Source organism: Hespellia stercorisuis DSM 15480 (assembly GCF_900142165.1).
Taxonomy (GTDB): domain Bacteria; phylum Bacillota; class Clostridia; order Lachnospirales; family Lachnospiraceae; genus Hespellia; species Hespellia stercorisuis.
This window is the reverse complement of the sequence record NZ_FQZY01000047.1, coordinates 25,292-33,613: the sequence shown is the minus strand read 5'-3', so window position 1 is coordinate 33,613 and position 8,322 is coordinate 25,292. Positions and strand designations below refer to the sequence as shown.

The 8,322-nt window shown below is 48.3% G+C and carries 7 protein-coding genes, 1 tRNA gene and 1 rRNA gene; all 9 read right to left on the bottom strand.

From position 1 onward, the window contains the following. Nucleotides 1-437 (bottom strand): 16S ribosomal RNA (locus BUB85_RS14310); the annotation flags it as partial. 469 nt (nt 438-906) lie between these two features. Then, nucleotides 907-994, bottom strand: a tRNA-Ser gene (locus tag BUB85_RS14305). Nucleotides 995-1,437: 443 nt separating this feature from the next. Next, a complete protein-coding gene (locus tag BUB85_RS14300; protein WP_073111704.1) occupies nt 1,438-2,154 on the bottom strand; it encodes a lysophospholipid acyltransferase family protein in 717 nt (238 codons plus the stop codon). A 60-nt stretch (nt 2,155-2,214) separates the two neighbouring features. Next, complete coding sequence (locus BUB85_RS14295; protein ID WP_073111706.1) at nt 2,215-2,766, bottom strand: Fe-S-containing hydro-lyase; 552 nt, start codon at nt 2,764-2,766, stop codon at nt 2,215-2,217. 140 nt (nt 2,767-2,906) lie between these two features. After that, nucleotides 2,907-3,749: a fumarate hydratase gene (locus BUB85_RS14290; protein ID WP_073111701.1), complete on the bottom strand. Its 843-nt coding sequence runs from the start codon at nt 3,747-3,749 to the stop codon at nt 2,907-2,909. Nucleotides 3,750-4,225: 476 nt separating this feature from the next. Then, on the bottom strand, nt 4,226-4,957 hold the full coding sequence (locus BUB85_RS14285; RefSeq protein WP_073111699.1) for a CpsD/CapB family tyrosine-protein kinase: 732 nt from the start codon (nt 4,955-4,957) through the stop codon (nt 4,226-4,228). 2 nt (nt 4,958-4,959) lie between these two features. Then, nucleotides 4,960-5,706: a YveK family protein gene (locus BUB85_RS14280; RefSeq protein ID WP_073111697.1), complete on the bottom strand. Its 747-nt coding sequence runs from the start codon at nt 5,704-5,706 to the stop codon at nt 4,960-4,962. Between the two features lie 30 nt (nt 5,707-5,736). After that, a complete protein-coding gene (locus BUB85_RS14275; protein ID WP_073111695.1) occupies nt 5,737-6,468 on the bottom strand; it encodes a CpsB/CapC family capsule biosynthesis tyrosine phosphatase in 732 nt (243 codons plus the stop codon). 14 nt (nt 6,469-6,482) lie between these two features. Continuing rightward, a complete protein-coding gene (locus BUB85_RS14270) occupies nt 6,483-8,252 on the bottom strand; it encodes a hypothetical protein (RefSeq protein ID WP_143160740.1) in 1,770 nt (589 codons plus the stop codon). Nucleotides 8,253-8,322 lie beyond the last annotated feature (70 nt).

Here is an 8,322-nt window from a genome sequence, read left to right as displayed (position 1 = left end):
AAATACTTCATCCTTCACGCGGCGTCGCTGCATCAGGGTTTCCCCCATTGTGCAATATTCCCCACTGCTGCCTCCCGTAGGAGTTTGGGCCGTGTCTCAGTCCCAATGTGGCCGATCACCCTCTCAGGTCGGCTACTGATCGTCGCCTTGGTGGGCCATTACCTCACCAACTAGCTAATCAGACGCGGATCCATCTCATACCACCGGAGTTTTTACCACTGCACCATGCGGTGCCGCGGTCTTATGCGGTATTAGCAGTCATTTCTAACTGTTATCCCCCTGTATGAGGTAGGTTATCCACGCGTTACTCACCCGTCCGCCGCTCAATCACAAAGTTCTTCATTCCGAAGAAATCTGATTTAAGTGTTTCGCTCGACTTGCATGTGTTAAGCACGCCGCCAGCGTTCATCCTGAGCCAGGATCAAACTCTCGTTAAAAGTGTTTAATCTTTGGTCCATAATGAGCTACTAGCTAATTATTTCCCGTTTATTACTGTTCTTACCATAAACTTGCTTAGAGTTCATGGTGGGTGTCAAATCTTTCAATCTGACTTGTTCTTTAAAAATTTTTTCTTTTAGAAATTTTCAAGGTTGTTTGTCTATTGTTTAATTATCAATGTGCTTTTTGCTTTGCTGTGCTCTTGCGAGTCAGCTTAAATATAATATCATTTATTGTATGTATTTGTCAAGAGTTTTTCGTAAGTTTTTCAACTTTTTCTTTTTTCTCTTTTTTGATACTATATTCTGTGTTTTTCAAGACCTTCAAGTACAATGCTTAGCCTTATGCTAATGTAAGCTGAGTTTCTTCTACATTATTATAAGCATTTCTTTTTTCCATGCCCCTGTCATTTATACAGACATAGGACATAGAAAAAGAGTCGTCGCAACGACTCCCTTAAAAGTCTGACGGAGAAGGAGGGATTTGAACCCTCGCGCCGGTCACCCGACCTACACCCTTAGCAGGGGCGCCTCTTCAGCCTCTTGAGTACTTCTCCAAATTCTGAAATCATACCTACAGATACTTCTCTAACCTATAGGACATTATTAAATTCACGCCACAGCGCAAAAGTAATTATACTAAAGAGATGTGCGGTTGTCAATCAATTTTCGTGAATTTGTTTTTTTATTTTGCTTTCGCCATTTTGCATCTCCTTTAGGGCTCATCGTATCCTTGCATAAAGCAGGTACTCACAATCCTTTTCGCGGCTTGTCCGTAGTCTGCAGGAGCTTCGTGGTCCACAGACAGCTTCATGGCACGCAGGCGCCTCGTGGGTCTGCAGACGACTTCCTAGTCCACAGGCAGCATCGTGGATCCGCAACAGCTTCGTAGTCCGCAGGCAGCCTCGTGGGTCTGCAGACAACTTCCTAGTCCACAGGCAGCATCGCGGGTCCGCAGGCAGCTTCACGGCACGCAGGCCCCCCCGCATCTGCGCGACTCTTATTCTCCGTCATACGCCTCAATAGTCTTCTCTATTCTGCCATGAACCAGCTCCGCAATCTCCTGCGTGTTCATTTCCTTGTATTCCTCATAGGAAAGAGGGGCCAGAAAATGTACCTGAACCGTAACCTGCCTGATACTATTCGTATCAAACGGAACAAATGAGTTTATCAGAGCCACAGGAATAATCGGACACTGTGCTTTTGTCGCAGCTTTAAAGCTCCCCGCCTTAAAGGTTCCTATGTGATTCCCATTTTTCGAGCGCGTACCTTCCGGAAAAATCAGAAAGTTGCGGCCCGCTTTGACATCCTTCGATACATTGATAATCACCTGCATCGACTGGCGGACATCCTCCCGATCCATAAGATACGCCTTCATACAGGCAAATACCTGCTTCAGGAACTGGATATTCCCCGCTTCTTTTTTGGCAACCACAGAAAAAGGCTTTGGACATGCTGCTGCAATTGCAAGCACATCGTAGTACCCCTGATGGTTCGGAAAAAACATAAAGCCGTTCTCTTCCGGAATATTCTCCTCTCCATGAACCTCTATCGTTACATTCCCACCCTTGTTCGCATGCTTCACAATGAATAGAAGCATCTTATAGCGCTGCTCTTCTGTATACTTATCCACATGGCTCGCATAATAGCACAGCTTTATCCACATAACCGGAACCAACAGTATGTTGCGAAATACCATCATCAAGATTCGTTTCATCGATCTTCCCCCAAGAATTTTCTCTATCTTTTCTTTTTCGTAAAGTAAACTCTCCCAAATCTATCGCTGCGCGTACTCCTTCACAGCCGACTCGTATAAGTTGTTCCCCTCGCAGTCCGCCACCACGATCACCGGGAAATTTTCCACTGTAAGCCTGCGGATTGCCTCCGTCCCCAGATCGTCATAAGCCACCACCTCCGAAGAAGTGATGCATTTGGAAAGAAGTGCTCCGGCCCCGCCTACTGCCGCAAAATAAACAGAATCATTTCTCACAATGGCATCCAGCACCTCCTGTGTGCGCTTTCCCTTTCCAATCATGGCACCAAGGCCCAGATCCAGCAGTTGGGGGGCATACTTATCCATACGGCTGGCCGTGGTCGGACCGGCAGAGCCGATCGGCCGGCCCTCTCTCGCCGGAGACGGTCCCATGTAGTAAATGATCTGATCTTTGATATCAATCGGAAGTGCTCCATCTTGTGCAAGGATATCGTACATTCTCTTGTGTGCAGCATCGCGGGCTGTGTAAATCGTTCCGGTAATGTATACATAATCGCCGGCACGCATATCCCTTGCTACGTCTTTTTTGATTGGTGCTTCTATATATTTATCCATGTTCTTTTCTCTTTCCTCTCTGTATTTTATTCCGATGAAGCGGACGCTCATGATCCATCTTATCGCCTGAGCGTGAGCGTTCGACAGCTTCTCCGCTCATTCTGTGCATCAAAAGCAAGACCGCTTGACAATGTTTCTGATCAGATTTCACGTATCACATGGCGGTTCACATGACAACAGATATTCACACCCACCGGAAGTCCGGCAATATGCGTCGGATAAGTATTCACATTGACCGCCAGCGCCGTTGTCGTTCCCCCCAGTCCCCCGGGACCGATACCCAGCTTATTGATCGTTGTCAAAAGCTCTTCCTCCAGATCCTTCACATAAGGGATCTCCGAATGGCTGCCCACGGCTCTGGTCAGCGCTTCTTTGGCCATCAGAGCGCATTTTTCAAATGTGCCCCCCACACCTACACCTACCACCATCGGAGGACAGGCATTCGGTCCGGCATCACGCACTGCTGTGAGCACCGCCTCTTTCACGCCCTCGATTCCCTGTGCCGGCTTCAGCATGAAAACACGGCTCATATTCTCGCTCCCGAAACCCTTGGGTGCCACCTTGATCTTTACCTTGTCTCCTGCAACGATCTTCGTATGGAGAACCGCGGGCGTGTTGTCATTCGTGTTCTCGCGAATCAGCGGATCGCTCACCACAGATTTTCTGAGATAACCTTCCACGTATCCCTGCCGAACGCCTTCGTTCACTGCATCTTCCAGCAGCCCTCCCTCAAAATGGACCTCCTGGCCCACCTCCAGAAAGACCACCGCCATGCCGGTGTCCTGACAGATCGGAATCATATCCTCCGCCGCAATCTTCAGATTCTCCTGAAGCTGCCCCAGAATCTGTTTCCCCAGAGGCGATTTTTCGCTCTGCTCCGCCGCCTTCATCGCACAGTCCATGTCCGGCGACAGATAATGGTTCGCCTCTATGCACATCTCTTTAATGTTCTCAGTAATTTCGCTCACTTGTACGGTTCTCATGTTTTTTATCCTTTCCTAATCCTTCCTTTGTTCTTCTATCTTTTTCTGCATCCTAACTGGTTCTCGAATCGTTTCCCGAATCATCTCCGAAACCATTGCCCCAATCATTCCGAAATCATCTCCGAAACCATTGCCCCAATCATTCCGAAATCATCTCCAAAATCATTTCCGAAATCATTCCTCGAATCACTTCTTAATCATTGCCTGAATCATCCCAACAATTCTAATTATTTTTCAAATTTTCATTACTCCAGCATTTCGAATCACCACTGCCTGAGCCGTCCCAAATGACAGCTTTTCCTCTATCATACCACAATCATTCCCCACATCCAACAAAATGATAACAGAATAAAAAGATCCCCTTTTTTCATTTTCGCGCAAACAAACAGGCAGGCGCTCAGCGCCTGCCCAAATCTGGTATTCTTATCCGATATTCGTATCTGGTATTCGTAACGGGCCTTCACAAGAAGTACCGATTACTCCTGCCCTTCCTGCCCATACTCACCATAATATTTTCCATACTGTTTCCCATAGTATTTGCCGTAGTACTTACCGTAATATCCTTTTCCGCCAACATCTACTTTGTTCAGAACCGTGCCCAAAATCCGACACCCCGATTCCTCAAGCTGGTTTTTCACCTTCTGTACCAGTCTGTAGCTGATTGCCGCACTCTCAATCACCAGAAGCATTCCATCCGTGTTTGGTGCAACGATTGCACCGTCAATTACACTACCCAACGGCGGCGTATCGATAACTACATAGTCGTATGCCTGGCGCAGTGTCTCCAGAAGAGCCTTAAAGCCGGCTCCTCCCAGAAGCTCCGTCGGATTCGGTGCAAATGTGCCTGCAACTATAACATCCATGTTCTCCACGTTCGTAGCATAGATTGCATCCTCCAGCTTGCACTGTCCTGACAGGAAATGTGTCAGGCCAAGCAGTTCTTCTCCCTCAAACTCAATCTTTCTATGACCAACGATTACGGAATGTCTCAGATCCGCATCAACCAGAATCACCCGCTTATCCGCCACTGCAAATGTTCTTGCAAGGTTAAACGAACACGCCGACTTCCCTTCATTCAGAGTACAGCTCGTGAGTGCCACAACCTGAACATCATCTCCGCAGAACTGCAAGTTCGTCCTGAGGCTTTTATATGCTTCTCTCGTATAGTAATCCTGTTCCTCGATTATGCCAAATTTAAGCTTTTTCATGACTACTTACCTCCCGCTTTTTTCTTCAGCTTCTTCCGACGCTTCGCCGCATTAATATCCTGTTCTTCTTTTGAGATAGGAATCGCTCCAAGCGTGCTCAGCCCCAGATATTTTTCCACATCTTCTTCCGTTGTGATTGATTCATTCATCAGATAAAGCAGAATTATAATCGCTGCCGCCGCAAACACTCCGAGAAGCCCTGCAATCGCCACGTTCTTCTTTAGACTCGGGCTGGATGGTGAACTCGGTAAGTATGCGTTCTCCACAATGCTTGGTTCTTGTGTATCCATGATTTCCGCCATCCGTGTGGAAGAGACCTTTGCAAATTCATTTGAAATATTCTGCGCCATATTCGGGTCTGCATCCAATACCGTTATCTCCAAAATACGTGTATCGGTTGGATTCGTAACCGTGACCTCCCCAACAAGCTGCTCATGTGTCAAATCCAGACCCAGGTTGCTGATAACCTTTTCCGTAACCGGACGGCTGGTAATCATAACCATGTAATCCTGTGTGAGAGACGTCCCCAGCTGAATATCTGCAAACGATGTGAGAGATGTGGACTTGCTGACCACATAAAGCTTACTGGTGGAACTGTACATCGGCGTGATCACAAACTTTGTCACCAATCCTGCCAATACCACACAGACAACGCCGCTCAATATGATCACCCACAGTTTCTTGAGTAAAACATGAAATATTTCTCTCAGGTCAATCTCAATTTCATCATTTTTCTGATGGTTTTCCATTTTCTTTCTCCTTCGTATCTTTCTATCTTCTTATATATATTGATTGTCGATAACCTTTCTTGCATTACCGCCAAACAATTCCCCTAATCTGCGCTCGTCACAAATCTTCGACAGCCGTTCCATCGCCTGATGCAATTCAGGCGGACGCTCCCGCAGATCATGCGCATCTGTGCTGATAAAGTGAATATACCCTCTGGATACCAGTTTTCGGCAATAAGAGGCCCTCTTATCCAAAACTCCTCCGGTTACACTGTCCGCGTTCATCTGCAGATAAGCTCCGGCCTTAATCAGGTCTTTGATCCGTTCCTCCTGCTTGTGCAGACTTTCATACCGCTCCATATGCGCGATGATCGGACGATATCCTTTGGCGATCAGCCCTGCCACAGCACGCTCAATCCGATTGTACGCCATCCGGACCCCAAATTCAACTAAAACATAGCGGCTCCCCGCCATAGTGTATGCCTCTCCGTTCTTCAGGCATTCTGTCGTCCCATCCTGATAGAGCAATTCATTCCCCATATACAGCCGCATGTCCTGCAGTATCTCTCCACAGACCTTCTTCAGCCCGGCAAATGCGTCCTCAAGCTTTTCGCGCCCCGGGTTCTTACCGCCCGCGGCAAAATGTGGTGTCAGTATCACATCTCTCACACCTTGCGCATACAGCCTCTTCAGCATCGCCAAAGACTCTTCCATCGAATCAGATCCATCATCAACTCCCGGCAATATATGGCAATGCATATCTGCGTATTCTGTCAGCCTCATACTCTACATCTCCATTACTTTTTTTCCAGAATCTTCCACCATACCATCAGTCCGCAGAATACAGCAAAAGCCGCTCCGTCAACCCAAGTGTACAACTCAAGGGCCCATCTGATGAATGTCGTCATAAATACATATAAGCTTTCCGGATAAACCACAATACTTTGATACGGCTTTTTCCATAATACCACAGCCAAAACTGCAAAAACAAGTACCACTGCAGTCAGGACCGAAATCGCAGTACAGCGCACGCTCTTTTGCTTTGCACGGTTTGACTTGAACACTACAATGCAGTCAAGCGCGATCAAAAGGGACATCGCCGCCAACAATTTCATACAGCCTTGGGCCAGATCCTGCTGCGATTGTTTCATCGCTTCAATAAAATCTGACGCAGTAATCGCCGCATAGCGGTTCGTCAGTTCCAGCTCCAATGTTGCTCTGTTCTCATCACTGATCAAAATTTCCACCGTAGTACCGGCAGTCAATTCCTCGTATTTCCTCAGATAGGTGTCCATCTCGGCCAACACCTTATCCTCATCGACCGCGTCAGTCGTATAGACCGTTGTCCGCTCCAGAAGATTCTCCGGATAACCACACGCAGTCAGTACAGCAGCCTCATCCTCTTTGTACTCCTTGTATACCTGATTATAGTAATCGCTGATTTTCAGGTTGCGGTCCACGCCGCCATTATTCGCAAATCCGATCAGCGCTCCGATTGCTGCCACCACGCCGATGACCTCCAGCGTCAGAGCAATTCCCAGAACAATCCGTAATGTAGCTCTGATTTTTTTCTTAGCGCGGTGTTTTACCACTCCCTTGCGCCCCCAACAAGGGTAGCATTCAAAGCGGTAAGCCACCCCGGCACACACCAGTCCCGCGCACAGCAGGATCACGGTCAGCACTATACACAGAATCCCAAGCACGGAGGCGGTCATACTGCTTGTATCTATCGAACCATTTTCGCCTATAGCTGCGGCATCACGGGTAATGATCAGTTTCTTACTTTTTGCATCGTAAGTCATACCCACCGCAGCGTTTTTCGCACTGACAGTCCCACTGCCCGACTTCGAGGACGCCTTGTCATCTTTCGAGGACTGTGCCTCCGTCGTCTTTGTGTTGCCCTGCGTTCCGCTCTTTGTGGTTTCGCCTGACTTTTGTTCTCCCGCAGCAGTTCCCGAGGTGCTGTTCCCACCTCCTGCCGCCTTATCTATAATTCCCTGTACATCGATCGGTGTTTCGGCATACGCCGTGTACTTCGAATCTCCGCCGCCCGTTCCCGAACTGCCTGATCCCGAACCGCCCGTTCCTGAACCACCCGTTCCTGAACTGCCGGTCCCGCCGGTTTCTCCTGCATTATTGGTTCCGCCATTAATGATGCCGTCCAGGTCTGTTATAAATGTATCCCCAGGACCCTTTGTGGAGTCGTCCTGCGGCTTGTCCGCTCCCGGCTGTCCGCTGCCAGTCTCTACCTCGCCGGTTGCCACATTATAAAGATATCCTTCCGACACTCCCTGACCGACGCTTGCATTCATCCGCGCAATCGCCTCCGCCGCCTGTTCAGCTGTCAGATCGACCCCGTCGGACGCCAATTTATCCTGAAGCGCTCCCAGCGCACTGCCGAGCGCCTTGTATTCTTTTCCATCATACGAAAAAGTGCCATTTGCCGCCGATATCACCGAAGCCTCATTGCCGTTGATATCTCCTGCCTGCACGTGCATCGGAAACATAAGGCAGATCAGTACACCCGCCATACACATGCCCAAACAGCCTCGTCTCGTTTTCATCATATTTTCTCCTATACATAGAAACAAGAAGGACGAAGTACTGCCCTTCTTGTTCCCTTATTGTATTTTCACT